Consider the following 13,110-nt stretch of genomic DNA (forward strand, 5'->3'; position numbering starts at 1 on the left):
TTGAGATCCATTCCCATATGCTGTGGGTGGCGCAATTCCCGAGGAGTCATACGTTGAGCACACAGGTTGCCAAGAACGCCCGCGAGCTGTTGCTCAAGGAATACCGTGGGGCGCTTTCCACACTGTCCAAGGCCATGCCTGGCTTTCCTTTCGGCTCGGTCGTGCCTTACTGCCTCGACGAGCAAGGCCGCCCGCTGATTCTGATCAGCCGCATCGCCCAACACACCCACAACCTGCAGAAAGACCCCAAGTGCTCGCTGCTGGTGGGTGAGCGCGAGGCCGATGACGTGCAGGCCGTCGGGCGCCTGACGTACCTGGCCGAAGCTGAAAAGCTGGAGGACGGCGCTGCCATCGAGGCTGCCGCCGAGCGCTATTACCGCTACTTTCCCGACTCGGCCAATTACCATAAGGCCCACGATTTCGACTTCTGGGTGCTCAAGCCGGTGCGCCATCGTTATATCGGCGGGTTTGGCGCTATCCATTGGGTAGATCAACTGACACTGGCCAACCCTTTCGCCGGCAAGGCTGAGCTAAGCATGATCGAGCACATGAACAGCGATCACACCAAGGCGATTGCCCATTACGTCGACCTGGCGGGTTTGCCTAGCACTGAGCCTGCGCAACTGGCCGGTATCGACAGCGAGGGCATGCACCTTCGCATTGGCCAATCGCTGCATTGGTTGCCGTTTGCGCAGACTTGCAACACGCCGACACAAGTACGCGAAGCCTTGGTTTCATTGGCCCACGCACAGGTCTGGCCGAAAAAAGAAGCGGCCAGCGCTTGAATTCACGAAATGGCGACGTCATCTAAGGTGGACTGGCAAGGCATTCTTGCGTTGAGGAACCATTTGATGCGCCCTTTTTTATTGCTCTTTCTGCTGTTCCCGGTGTTGGAGCTGTTCGTATTCGTTCAAGTCAGCGGTGCGATCGGTTTTTTCCCGGCGCTGCTGCTGATCATTCTCGGCTCGATGCTCGGCGTGTTGGTGCTGCGCGTCGCCGGCTTGGCCACGGCGCTGCGTGCCCGTGAAAGCCTGAACCGCGGCGAACTGCCGGCCCAGACCATGCTCGAGGGCCTGATGATGGCCCTGGCCGGCGGCCTGTTGATCCTGCCGGGTTTCATCAGTGATGTCGTCGGTCTGGTCATGCTGCTGCCGTTCACCCGCAAGCTACTGGCCGGCAAGATGCGCCAGCGCGCTGAAGAGGCCGCGCTTCGCCAGCGTGCATTCGCCGATGACCTGCAACCCCGTGGCGGCCCGGCTCCGCGCCAACCGTTGGGGCGAGAAGGTGATGTGATCGAAGGCGAATTCGAGCACCGCGACAGCAAATAACCGCTTCACTGGCACGGCACCTTCGGGTGCCGTGTTGCTTTTGGCCGTCGGCACAGGTAAAAAATTTCCGCCGCGGCCCCTTGTAATAAGCTTATGCGCCCTTATGTAACGGTCACCGCAAGGTTTCTGGTGGCGACACCAGACAGACTTCCGCGTCTTGCTTGGCGAGCCGCGACCGGCACAGCCGGAATACAACCTGCCGGTACTGACACCGGCCGATGAAAAACACAATTAGGAGAGATCGACAATGAGCAAGCTTCGTCCTCTGCACGACCGCGTCGTTATCAAGCGCAGCGAAGAAGAAAAGAAAACCGCTGGCGGTATCGTTCTGCCAGGTTCGGCTGCTGAAAAAGCCAACCACGGTGTGATCGTCGCTGCTGGCCCAGGCAAAACCCTGGAAAACGGTGAAGTGCGTGCTCTGGCCGTTAAAGTCGGTGACAAGGTTGTATTCGGCCCTTACTCCGGCAGCAACACTGTGAAAGTCGACGGCGAAGACCTGCTGGTTATGGCTGAGAACGAGATTCTCGCTGTTCTGGAAGACTGATTTCCCCGCTCATTTTCCCGTTACTACAAAGTATTTAAGGAATATCGATCATGGCTGCTAAAGAAGTTAAATTCGGCGATTCCGCCCGCAAAAAAATGCTCACCGGTGTCAACATCCTGGCTGACGCAGTAAAAGCGACCCTGGGCCCTAAAGGCCGTAACGTGATCATCGAGAAGAGCTTCGGCGCTCCGACCATCACCAAGGACGGCGTTTCGGTAGCCAAAGAAATCGAACTGGAAGACCGTTTCGAAAACATGGGCGCGCAGCTGGTCAAAGATGTTGCCTCCCGTGCCAACGATGACGCAGGCGACGGCACCACCACCGCTACCGTTCTGGCTCAAGCCATCGTCAACGAAGGCTACAAAGCCGTCGCTGCCGGCATGAACCCAATGGACTTGAAGCGCGGCATCGACAAGGCGACCATCGCCATCGTTGCTGAGCTGAAAAACCTGTCCAAGCCATGCGCTGACACCAAGGCAATCGCTCAGGTAGGTACTATCTCTGCCAACTCCGACAGCTCCATCGGCGACATCATTGCCGAAGCCATGGAAAAAGTCGGTAAAGAAGGCGTGATCACCGTTGAAGAAGGCACTGGCCTGGAAAACGAACTGTCGGTTGTTGAAGGCATGCAGTTCGACCGTGGCTACCTGTCCCCGTACTTCGTCAACAAGCCAGAAACCATGGTTGCCGAGCTGGACAGCCCGCTGATCCTGCTGGTTGACAAAAAGATCTCCAACATCCGCGAAATGCTGCCAGTACTGGAAGCCGTGGCTAAAGCCGGCCGCCCACTGCTGATCGTTTCCGAAGACGTTGAAGGCGAAGCCCTGGCGACGCTGGTTGTGAACAACATGCGTGGCATCGTTAAAGTCGCAGCCGTCAAGGCTCCAGGCTTCGGCGACCGTCGCAAGGCCATGCTGCAGGACATCGCCGTATTGACCGGCGGTACCGTTATCTCCGAAGAGATCGGCCTGAGCCTGGAAAGCGCCACCCTGGAAAACCTGGGTAGCGCCAAGCGCGTGACCATCTCCAAAGAAAACACCATCATCGTTGACGGTGCTGGCGTAGAGCAGGACATCCAGGCTCGCATCACTCAGATCCGTGCCCAGGTTGCCGAAACTTCGTCTGACTACGACCGTGAAAAACTGCAAGAGCGTCTGGCCAAGCTGTCCGGCGGCGTTGCAGTGATCAAGGTTGGCGCTGGTTCCGAAGTTGAAATGAAAGAGAAGAAAGCCCGCGTTGAAGACGCCCTGCACGCAACCCGCGCAGCCGTTGAAGAAGGCGTGGTACCTGGCGGTGGCGTTGCGCTGATCCGTGCTCTGGAAGCCCTGACCAACCTGACCGGCGACAACGCTGACCAGAACGTCGGTATCGCTGTACTGCGTCGTGCTGTTGAAGCACCACTGCGTCAGATCGCTGCCAACTCCGGCGACGAGCCAAGCGTTGTGGTCAACGAAGTCAAGAACGGCAAAGGTAACTACGGTTACAACGCTGCGACTGGCGTCTACGGCGACATGATCGAAATGGGCATCCTGGACCCTACCAAGGTGACTCGTTCGGCGCTGCAAGCTGCTGCTTCCATTGGTGGCCTGATCCTGACTACCGAAGCTGCAATCGCTGACAAGCCAAAGGCTGAAGGCGCTGGCGGTGGCGGTATGCCAGACATGGGCGGCATGGGTGGCATGGGCGGCATGATGTAAGCCAGCCTTACCCCCGCTCTGAAAAAGCCCCGCCTGCAGTGATGCAGGCGGGGCTTTTTTGTGGGAGACCGGATAGCTGAGTACACCGCTAACCCCTGTGGGAGGGGGCTTGCCCTAATGCCAGTCAGTTAAGGGTGAACACTGCACCTGTGGCGAGGGAGCTTGCTCCCGCTGGACTGCGTAGCAGTCCCATTTTTTATAAACAAAGAGCGGGGCCGCTTCGCGGCCCAACGGGAGCAAGCTCCCTCGCCACAGGTTATTTTTTAGCCTTTCAACTTCTTAACTGACTGGTATTAGGGCTTGCCCCCGATGGCTGAGGGTCAGTTTTTGCAGATGCTGGCTGTCACACCGCCATCGTGGGTAAGCCCACTCCCACAGTTGGGTCTGCACCAGAACTAGCGTCCGCTCAATTGCGGGCTCGCCTCCCTCGGCGCCTTCCAACTCAACAACTGCTGCTTGAACCCATAACTGGCCGCCTGGTAATAGGTGATCGCCCGCTGAATCAACGGGTCATCACTGCCCACCCGCGACTCCTGACTCTCGCCTAATGCCTGGTCATGGCGCCGCAATCCCAAGCGTGGGCTGAGGATCGCCAGGTCCGTGCCGTCAAACAAACCCAGGTGTTGATAATTACCGACTACCACGCGCGGCGGCAGTGGGTTGTCTTGCAGCAGGTTGCGGCCAAAGAAGGTCGACTCATAGCTCAGGTTGATCAGCCCCAGCAACGTCGGCGCGATGTCGATCTGGCTGGCCAGTTGCGCGGTTTCCCGGGCCTCAATCAGCTTGGGTGCATAGATGAACAACGGAATCTGGTAGTTGGTGATGGGCAGGTCTTCCTTACCCGCGCTGCCGGCGGTGTGGTCGGCGACGAACACGAAGATCGTATTGTCGAACCAGGGTTTCTGGCGCGCAGCGGTGAGAAATTCACCGATGGCGTGGTCGGTGTATTTCACCGCGCCGTCCCGACCGTTGCCGGATTTGATGTCGATGCGCCCGTCCGGGTAGGTGTAGGGGCGATGGTTGGAGGTGGTCATCAGTTGCAGCAGGAACGGCTGCTGCTTGGCGTAGTCGGCATCGGCCAGTTTTAGGGTTTGCTTGTAGAGGTCTTCGTCAGCCATGCCCCAGGCGTTTTTAAATGAGATGTCGGATTCTGCCACGCTGCTCTGGTCGACAACCCGGTAGCCGTTGCCACTGAAGAACGCATTCATGTTGTCGAAGTAACCGCGCCCGCCGTAGACAAATACGCTGTCATAGCCGATGGCGCTGAGCTGTTGGCCCAAGCTGGCGAAACCGCTTTCACGGCCGATGCGCTTGACGATCGAACGCCCCGGCGTCGGAGGAATTGCCAGGGTAATGGCCTCCAGGCCGCGATCTGTGCGGGTACCGGTGGCGTAGAAATTATTGAAGTACAGGCTCTGTTTACGTAACGCATCCAGGTTGGGCGTGAGGTTGCGCCCATCGCCGTTGCTGCCCATGTACTTGGCGCTGAAACTTTCGATGGTCACTAGCACGATATTGGGTTTGCGCAAGGTGTCGGGGTTGTCGATGGCGCGGCGGATATCCAGTGGGTCCTTGCCGATAAAGCGTGCGTTCGGCTCGCTGAGTTCGGCGCGCAGTTGTTTAGCCACAACGTCTGTCGGCAGGCTTTTGTAGAACTGGCTGTAGTCCAGTTCGTTGTTACGGAACGCGGCGAAAAACTGATACGGGCCGTTGCTGGCCAGTTCATTCATGTAGGCGTTACCGCCTTGGGCGCGGGGGCTGTCCTGGCTGATCAGTTGCAGGCTGAGGCCAGCCATCACCAGCAGGCCCAAGGCATTCAACAAGCGGCCACGCAGGGGCGGCAGTGGTGCGTTCAACGCGGCATTGAACGGCTTGCGCAGGGCCAGGCTCAACACAACGGCCAGCATCGCCAGCAAGCTGAGGAGCTTGCCGATCGGGTAGGACTCCAGCAGGTTGTTCAGCACTTCATCGGAATACACCAGGTAATCGACGGCGATGAAGTTGAAGCGCACGCCGAATTCATCCCAGAACAGCCATTCGGCCACCGACGTAAACAGCATGGCGAACAGGCTGACGGTCAGCACCGCTTGCAGGAACCAACGGTGGCCACGGCGGCGCCACAGCGCGGGCGGGCACAACAGCAGATACAGGCCCAGGGGCAGGGCGGCATAGGCCAAAAAGCCCAGGTCGTAAAGCAAGCCCACGCCAAATACCGGCAGCACATTGGCGCCGACTTCATCCAGGTGGGTGATAAGCAGCACGCTGCGGGTGAGCAGGAAAACCAGGAGCCAGGCACCGGTGACCAACAACAAATAGCGCATAGGCGCCGTTTTGATAAACCCCATATCCAAGTTCCTTATATCAATGGGCGGCGATCTTCGCCCTGACGCTGTAGTCAGTTTGTGAAGCTATAGTGAAAATCTCGTTCAGCTGAAATATCGGTTGTAAACCTTTATCGACGGGGCTTCCAGGTCTATCCCTGAGCCCCGCTTGGCCTTAAGCTGCGCGAGCCAACACGGCCGTTACCGCGTACGGAGACACTGCCCATGCGAATTTTATTGGTTGAAGACAACCGCGATATTCTGGCCAACCTGGCCGATTACCTGGGGCTCAAAGGCTATACCGTGGACTGCGCGCAGGACGGTCTGTCGGGCCTGCACCTGGCCGCCACCGAGCATTACGACTTGATCGTGCTCGACATCATGCTGCCCGGCATCGATGGCTACACCTTGTGCAAACGCCTGCGCGAAGACGCGCGCCGCGACACGCCGGTGATCATGCTCACCGCACGCGACCAGTTGGATGACCGGCTACAGGGCTTCAAGTCCGGCGCCGATGACTACCTGCTCAAGCCTTTTGCCCTGTCGGAACTGGCCGCTCGCATCGAAGCGGTGCTGCGCCGTGCCCAGGGTGGCGGGCGCCGTGCCCTGCAAGTGGGTGACCTGAGCTACGACCTCGATACGCTGGAAGTCACCCGCGAAGGGCGCCTGCTCAAGCTCAACCCGGTCGGCCTGAAACTGCTGGCGGTGCTGATGCAAAAGAGCCCCCACGTACTGCGCCGTGAAATCCTCGAAGAAGCCCTGTGGGGCGATGACTGCCCGGACAGCGACAGCCTGCGCAGCCACGTCCACCAATTGCGCCAGGTGATCGACAAGCCATTTGCCAAGCCGTTGCTGCAAACGGTGCACGGCGTGGGTTATCGCCTGGCCGAGGGTCGTGATGGAGTTTAAGCAAAGCCTTGCCCAACGGATCATCATCGCCTTTGCCTTGATGAGCGCGTTGGTGGCGGGGGCCTTCGCCATGGGCATCGTCGCAACCGTGCACCTGGTAGAAGAGAAGTTGATCTCGGCGGGCTTGGGCGGTGACTTGCAACGTCTGCTGCTGATGGACACCGTCGAGGACTGGCGGCACCGACCTGAGCCGGACCAACTGTTTTACTTCAGTGGTGGGCCGGGGGATTTCGAATTACCCAAGGACCTGCGGCACCTTGAGCCCGGCTTTCACGAAGTATTCCGCGAGTCGCTGTCGTACCACGCCATGGTTGAAGTGGTAGACGGGCGGCGCTACGTGCTGCTGCAGGACCAGAGCGATTTCGAAGAGCGCGAGCGCGTACTGTTTGCCGTGGTGCTGGTGGGCTTTGTGCTCAGCCTGGCATTGGCCGTGTTCCTGGGTTGGGTATTGGCCCGTAAAGTGATGGCGCCGGTCGTGCGCCTGGCTCGCCAGGTGCGCCATCGTGACCAGTTGCTTGGCTTGGCCCCACCGTTGGCGCCGGATTACGCGGCCGATGAAGTCGGTGAATTGGCGGTTGCCTTCGATGCTACCCTGGGCCGATTGCGCCAGGCATTGTCCCGTGAGCAGTTGTTCACTAGCGATGTCAGCCACGAATTGCGTACACCCTTGATGGTGCTGGCCAGCTCCTGCGAGCTGCTGCTGGAAAACCCCGCCATTGATCAGCGTGGGCGCAACCAAGTGGAACGCATCGCCCGCGCCTGCGAAGAAATGCGCGAGCTGGTGCAGACCTTCCTGATGCTGGCCCGTGCCCAGCATGACGATGCTTCCATGTCACCCCAAGTCACCCTGACCCAGGTCGCCGAGGATTTGCTCGGCATCTGGCGCGACCCTATCCAGCACAAGGGCCTGGAGCTTATCTTCCAGCCGGGCAACCCGCTGGATACTCGCTACAACACCACCTTCCTGCATGCGGTAATGGGCAATCTGTTGCGCAATGCTCTGCATTACACCGAACACGGCTTTATCCGGTTGACGCTGGAACCGAGTGGTTTTGTGGTGGAAGACTCAGGTGTCGGCATTCCTGAGGAAAAACGTGAAGCCATGTTCGAGCCCTTCGTACGGGGTGCCGAGAAACGTGGCGACGGCCTGGGGCTTGGCCTGTCGCTGGTGCAACGCATCTGTGAAAACCAGGGCTGGAGCGTAAGCCTTAGCACCATGGAGCCCAATGGTTGCCGCTTTCATGTTGAGCTGAGCCAGGTCAACGCCTAATCCCCGGGCTTGTCGTTATGCTGCGACACGCCCGCGTCGATTTTCGGCGAAGATGGCTACATGATACTGAATGTGTCCGTAAAGTCTTGAAATGTATGGGATTCGACAGGACACCTTTTTCACAAAGTGTTGACTGAGTGATCACAGTTGGGTGCTTAAGGTTGTAGGCATCAGTAACTGGAGAACCGTTGATGTCTACCCCGATCAAGCTTGAATTTTCTGATAAGTACGACGATCAGCACGCCGAGGAGTATTTGCTCAAGCACAAGGACAATCTGTCTCGGCGCTTGTCCCATAAGCGCGACGAGCAATTGGCCCGTGGTGCGCTGGCCATGGCCGGTGAGCCAGGCCTGGTGCTCGACCTGCCTTGCGGGGCGGGGCGTTTCTGGCCGCTGCTGGCCGAAAAACCCAATCGCGTGATCATTGGCGCCGACAATTCAGCCTCGATGTTGAAGGTTGCCACAGCCGCCCAACCGGCCGATGTGGTGAAACGGGTACGGCCCTTGCAGACATCTGCCTTTGATATCGACTTGCCGGACAACTCGGTCGACAGCATTTTCTGCATGCGCCTGCTCCATCACATCGGCGATCCGGCGCACCGGCTGGCGATACTCCGTGAGTTTCAGCGTGTTACACGCGACAGCGTGATCATTTCGTTGTGGGTGGACGGCAACTTCAAGGCTTGGAAGCGCAAGCGTCTTGAGGGGCAGCGTCGCAAGAAAGGTGAGCAGGAAAGTTACCAAAATCGTTTTGTGTTACCAGCTGCTACTGTTGAAGACGAATTCGAGCAGGCTGGTTTCCGCGTTCAGGAGTCTCTGGACTTCATGCCGCTGTACGCCATGTGGCGAGTGTATGTATTGCGAAAGAGGTAACAGGATGGCAGTTGAGTGCGTAGCAGGCAGTCACGTAGCTCCCGAAGAACGGTTTGATTATTTCTGGCGCCAACAGGGCGAGTGGGTCGAAGAGCCCAACCGCCGACGCGGTGGTGAGAGTGGTGTGCAGCGGGTGATGAGCGCCAATGGCAACTTGCTCTACAGCAAGCGCCAGACGGGGCATATCTATCGCAGTTGGCTTCACCCGTTTGGTCGTCCCACTGTATTGCGCGAGCGGGATGCTATCAAAGGCCTGCGCTTGTTGGATGTGCGCGTCCCAGACATGGTCTTTTGCGAGGCGCGCCGCGACCCGCAGCACCAATGGAAGGCATTGCTGGTCACTGCAGCTTTGGATGGCTTCGACGAAATCGAGAACTGGTACGCAACCGGTGGCCGCGAACGGTACGGTGAGTGGGTGCACGAGCGCGTACTCAAGGAATTGGCCGGCACATTGGCCCGTATGCACAAGGGGCGCTGGCAGCATGGTTGCCTGTACGCCAAGCACATTTTCGTACGGGTCACCGGCGAAGGTGATTCAGCCAATGTGGAAATTGCGTTGCTGGATTTCGAGAAATGCCGTCAGCGCCTGACCGCCCATCGGGCCGCATCCCACGACATGCAGCAACTGCGACGCCATTCGTCGTGGAGCAGCGATGACTGGAACAAACTCAGCTACTTTTACGAGACGGCGTTTGGCAGCGCTATCAAGGGTTTAACCAGATGAAGCTAGAAATAGCACGAGGTGTGTTCCTGGTCGGGGCGTTGGGCGTTGCAGCCTTGGCGTTGGCGGCGTGGGAACAGCCTCGCACACAGGTGCTCAGTGCGACGCAGAGTAGCGGGCAATGCCTGCTGCCGCGTGTCGCCAAGACGAATGTGGCGGTCAAGCCTGATCATGAGTTATTGCTGTTCATGTTTGGCATGTCTCAAGGGATGAGGCCACAGAGTTGAAACGATTCAAACCTCCGAGAAAGGGCCTTGCGATGCGAGGCCTTTTTTTTCGTCTGTGGTCTGTGGTGAGCTAATACCAGTCAGTCAAGGCGCAACACTGTGCCTGTGGCGAGGGAGCAAGCGCCCTCGCCACAGGTACAGCGCACTGCGCTCTCCAGCGCCCGCAAGCCCCCACCTTTAGATCAGTGCCCTTCATGCCCTGTCTGGTTTGGCCAGCAAGGTGTACACGCAGGGCAACACAAACAGCGTAAACAGCGTGCCAATCGACATCCCCGTCGCAATCACCATCCCGATGTCAAACCGGCTCACCGCCCCCGCGCCCGTAGCCAGAATCAACGGCACCATGCCAAACACCATCGCGGCAGTGGTCATCAACACCGGACGCAGGCGAATAGCCGCAGCCTCTTCCACGGCCTGACGTGCGGTCAGGCCCTTGTCCTTGCGCAGTTGATTGGCGAACTCGACGATCAGAATCCCGTGTTTGCTGATCAAGCCGATCAACGTCACCAAGCCGACCTGGGTGTAGATATTCATGCTCGACCAGCCGAGGAACAACGGAATCAACGCGCCGCAGATCGATAACGGCACCGTCACCAAAATCACCAACGGGTCGCGAAAACTTTCGAACTGCGCGGCCAGCACCAAAAAGATGATCGCCAGGGCCAAGCCAAACGTTACCCACAACGCCGAGCCTTCCTGGACGAATTGCCGGGATGCGCCGCTGTAGTCGAAGGCATAACCGGGTGGGGTTTCTTCAATGGCAATCTGGCGCACCGTCTCGATGGCTTCACCCATGCTGACGATGGGAAAGCCTGAGATCAACGCCGAGTTGAGTTGCTGGAACTGGTTCAACTGGCGAGGCCGGGCGCGGTCAGACACGGTGATCAGGGTCGACAGCGGCAGCAGTTCGCCCTGGGCGTTTTTTACGTAGTAGTTGTTGAGCCAGTCGGGGTTGTCGCGGTACGCACGCTCCACCTGGGCGATCACCTTGTAGCTGCGCCCATCCAGGGTGAACCGGTTGATTTCCGCCTCTGCCAGCAACGTTGCCAGCGTGCCACCGAGGTCTTGCATCGACACGCCCATTTGCGCCGCCTTGGCACGGTCGATGTCCACCACCACTTCGGGCTTATCGAACGCCAGATCGATATCGACGAAGGCAAACTTGCCCGACTCCATCGCACGTTTTTTTACCCGGTTGGCCACTTCCAGCAGCGATTCATAGTCGTTGGCGGTGTTGATCACAAAGCCGAACGGCAAACCTTCGCCCGTACCCGGCAATGAGGGCAGGTTAAAGCCGAACACCTGTAAGCCTGGGATCTGCTCCAAGCGGCTTTGCACCTCGGGCAGGATCTGCATCTGCGTGCGCTCGCGCTCGTTCCACGGTTTGAGCAGGAAGCCGCCAATACCGGACTGCACGCCGTTGAACCCGTTGATCTGGAACGATGAGTAGTACTCCGGGAACTCCTTGAAGATCTTGATGAACTCGTCGGTGTAGGTGTTGAGGTAGTCCAGGTTGGTCGGTTGCGGCGCGCTGGCAATCATGAAAATGATGCCCTGGTCCTCATCGGGTGCCAGCTGCGACTGGGTGAACTTGAGAAACACCGGGATCAGGCACAACACGATCAATGCAAACACGATTACCACCGGCCGCGTGTTCAAGGTGCCGTGCAACATGCTCTGGTAGCGGCGCTTGAGGCTGTCGAAGATACGGTCGAGGCGATGGGCCAGGCCTGTGGGGTTCTCATCGTGGCGCAACAGCAGCGCGCACATCATCGGTGACAGGGTCAGCGCAACGATCCCGGAAATGATCACCGCCCCGGCCAGGGTCAGGGCGAACTCCTTGAACAGCGCGCCGGTGAGCCCCTCCAGAAAACCGATAGGCGCATACACCGCCGCTAGGGTGACAGTCATCGAAACCACCGGCAGGGCGATTTCCCGTGCGCCTTCGAGCGCCGCATCCAATGGGGTTTTGCCTTGCTCGATATGCCGGTGAATGTTTTCCACCACCACAATCGCGTCGTCCACCACCAACCCGATGGCCAACACCATCGCCAGCAGGGTCAGCAGGTTGATCGAGTAACCCATCAGTTGCATGAAAAACAGCACGCCGATCATCGACAGCGGAATGGTGACCACCGGGATCACCACCGAGCGCAAGGCGCCGAGGAACAGGAACACCACCACAATCACGATCAGCACTGCTTCAAACAGGGTCTTGACCACTTCGTTGATGGACGCCTGGATGAACAGCGTGGCGTCGTAGGCAATTTCGGCCTTGAGGTTGGGCGGCAACTGGGACTCCAGCTCCGGCATGATCTTGCGCACTTCCTTGATCACATCCAGGGGGTTGGCGCTGGGGGTGGCCTTGATGCCGATATACACCGACGGCGTACCGCCGAACGAACTGATGGCGTTGTAGTTTTCCGCGCCCATTTCGACCCGTGCCACGTCCCGCAGCAGTACCCGGCTGTCGCCATCGGTTTTCACCGCAATGGCGCCAAAGGCGTCGGCCGACTTGAGATCGGTGTTGGCATTGATGCTGGTGACCACGAACTCGCCTTTCACTTCGCCGGCGGCAGAGAGGAAGTTATAGCGGCGCACGGCGTCGGTGATGTCACTGGCACTCAGGCCAAAGCCTGCGAGCTTCACCGGGTCGAGCCAGATACGCATGGCGAACACCTGGTTGCCGAGGATCTCCGCTTCGGCCATGCCCGGCAGCGTGGCGAGCTTGGGCTGGATCACCCGTGACAGGTAGTCGGTGATCTGCGGGTTGTTCAGTTGCTGGCTGGAGAAACTGATGTACATCAGTGCCGAGGCATCGGCGGCTTCTTTGCTCAGCACCGGGTCTTCTGCATCTTGGGGCAGTTGGTTCTTCACCTCGTTGGCCTTGGCCAGCAACTCGGTAAACAGCCGGTCGCTGTTGGCACCAATGCGTGCGTAGATCGAGATCACCGAGAAGTTCTGGCGACTGACCGACGTCATGTAGTCAATGCCCTCGGCGCTCGCCAGGCTTTGTTGCAAGGGTTGGGTGATATAGCCCTGGATCGTCTCGGCATTGGCACCGGGGTAGGCGGTGGTCACCGTGATGAGGGCGTTTTCCATGCTGGGGTATTGGCGCAGTGGCAGCTTGCTGTAGGCCTGGAAACCCAGGAGCACAATCAGCAGGCTGACCACCAAGGCCAGCACCGGACGGCGGATAAACACGTCTGTGAACTTCATGA

General features: G+C 58.7%; 11 protein-coding genes. 9 read left to right on the forward strand and 2 right to left on the reverse strand.

What is annotated here, in order from left to right:
* Positions 1-53: 53 nt before the first annotated feature.
* From ICY20_RS19510 to groL, 4 genes are all read left to right on the forward strand, one after another.
* Positions 54-785 (forward strand): HugZ family pyridoxamine 5'-phosphate oxidase, encoded by a 732-nt coding sequence (locus ICY20_RS19510; RefSeq protein ID WP_194938384.1) that lies wholly within the window; start codon positions 54-56, stop codon positions 783-785.
* A gap of 66 nt (positions 786-851) precedes the next feature.
* Positions 852-1,328, forward strand: coding sequence for an FxsA family protein (locus ICY20_RS19515; protein WP_027605478.1), 477 nt, complete (start codon positions 852-854; stop codon positions 1,326-1,328).
* Positions 1,329-1,575: 247 nt separating this feature from the next.
* On the forward strand, positions 1,576-1,872 hold the full coding sequence (locus tag ICY20_RS19520; RefSeq protein WP_159955406.1) for a co-chaperone GroES: 297 nt from the start codon (positions 1,576-1,578) through the stop codon (positions 1,870-1,872).
* A gap of 50 nt (positions 1,873-1,922) precedes the next feature.
* Positions 1,923-3,569, forward strand: coding sequence for a chaperonin GroEL (gene groL, locus ICY20_RS19525; RefSeq protein WP_159955408.1), 1,647 nt, complete (start codon positions 1,923-1,925; stop codon positions 3,567-3,569).
* A gap of 395 nt (positions 3,570-3,964) precedes the next feature.
* Here groL and ICY20_RS19530 read toward each other — a convergent pair whose 3' ends face one another.
* Positions 3,965-5,914, reverse strand: coding sequence for an LTA synthase family protein (locus ICY20_RS19530; protein ID WP_194938385.1), 1,950 nt, complete (start codon positions 5,912-5,914; stop codon positions 3,965-3,967).
* A gap of 201 nt (positions 5,915-6,115) precedes the next feature.
* On the opposite strand from ICY20_RS19530, the gene colR reads away from it, so the two are divergent.
* From colR to ICY20_RS19555, 5 genes are all read left to right on the forward strand, one after another.
* Positions 6,116-6,799: a two-component system response regulator ColR gene (gene colR / locus ICY20_RS19535; RefSeq protein ID WP_003175870.1), complete on the forward strand. Its 684-nt coding sequence runs from the start codon at positions 6,116-6,118 to the stop codon at positions 6,797-6,799.
* Positions 6,789-8,069 (forward strand): sensor histidine kinase, encoded by a 1,281-nt coding sequence (locus ICY20_RS19540; RefSeq protein WP_159955412.1) that lies wholly within the window; start codon positions 6,789-6,791, stop codon positions 8,067-8,069. The genes colR and ICY20_RS19540 overlap by 11 nt, the downstream gene beginning before the upstream one ends.
* Positions 8,070-8,260: 191 nt before the next feature.
* Positions 8,261-8,941 (forward strand): class I SAM-dependent methyltransferase, encoded by a 681-nt coding sequence (locus ICY20_RS19545; RefSeq protein WP_159955414.1) that lies wholly within the window; start codon positions 8,261-8,263, stop codon positions 8,939-8,941.
* 4 nt (positions 8,942-8,945) lie between these two features.
* Positions 8,946-9,665 (forward strand): lipopolysaccharide kinase InaA family protein, encoded by a 720-nt coding sequence (locus ICY20_RS19550; RefSeq protein WP_159955416.1) that lies wholly within the window; start codon positions 8,946-8,948, stop codon positions 9,663-9,665.
* Positions 9,662-9,889 carry a hypothetical protein gene (locus ICY20_RS19555; protein ID WP_194938386.1) on the forward strand — a complete coding sequence of 76 codons (228 nt, stop codon included), beginning with the start codon at positions 9,662-9,664 and terminating at the stop codon, positions 9,887-9,889. Before ICY20_RS19550 ends, ICY20_RS19555 begins: the two co-directional genes overlap by 4 nt.
* A 192-nt stretch (positions 9,890-10,081) precedes the next feature.
* Here the strand turns inward: ICY20_RS19555 and ICY20_RS19560 are convergent, their stop codons facing one another.
* On the reverse strand, positions 10,082-13,108 hold the full coding sequence (locus tag ICY20_RS19560; protein ID WP_194938387.1) for a multidrug efflux RND transporter permease subunit: 3,027 nt from the start codon (positions 13,106-13,108) through the stop codon (positions 10,082-10,084).
* Positions 13,109-13,110 lie beyond the last annotated feature (2 nt).

Origin of the sequence: Pseudomonas pisciculturae, assembly GCF_015461805.1 — a bacterium.
GTDB lineage: Bacteria > Pseudomonadota > Gammaproteobacteria > Pseudomonadales > Pseudomonadaceae > Aquipseudomonas > Aquipseudomonas pisciculturae.

Coding starts and splice junctions, on each gene's coding strand:
- ICY20_RS19545 (WP_159955414.1), top strand. CDS start 8,261: ATGTCTACCCCGATCAAGCTTGAATTTTCTGATAAGTACGACGATCAG.
- ICY20_RS19540 (WP_159955412.1), top strand. CDS start 6,789: ATGGAGTTTAAGCAAAGCCTTGCCCAACGGATCATCATCGCCTTTGCC.
- ICY20_RS19555 (WP_194938386.1), top strand. CDS start 9,662: ATGAAGCTAGAAATAGCACGAGGTGTGTTCCTGGTCGGGGCGTTGGGC.
- groL (WP_159955408.1), top strand. CDS start 1,923: ATGGCTGCTAAAGAAGTTAAATTCGGCGATTCCGCCCGCAAAAAAATG.
- ICY20_RS19530 (WP_194938385.1), bottom strand. CDS start 5,914: ATGGGGTTTATCAAAACGGCGCCTATGCGCTATTTGTTGTTGGTCACC.
- ICY20_RS19515 (WP_027605478.1), top strand. CDS start 852: ATGCGCCCTTTTTTATTGCTCTTTCTGCTGTTCCCGGTGTTGGAGCTG.
- ICY20_RS19520 (WP_159955406.1), top strand. CDS start 1,576: ATGAGCAAGCTTCGTCCTCTGCACGACCGCGTCGTTATCAAGCGCAGC.
- colR (WP_003175870.1), top strand. CDS start 6,116: ATGCGAATTTTATTGGTTGAAGACAACCGCGATATTCTGGCCAACCTG.
- ICY20_RS19550 (WP_159955416.1), top strand. CDS start 8,946: ATGGCAGTTGAGTGCGTAGCAGGCAGTCACGTAGCTCCCGAAGAACGG.
- ICY20_RS19560 (WP_194938387.1), bottom strand. CDS start 13,108: ATGAAGTTCACAGACGTGTTTATCCGCCGTCCGGTGCTGGCCTTGGTG.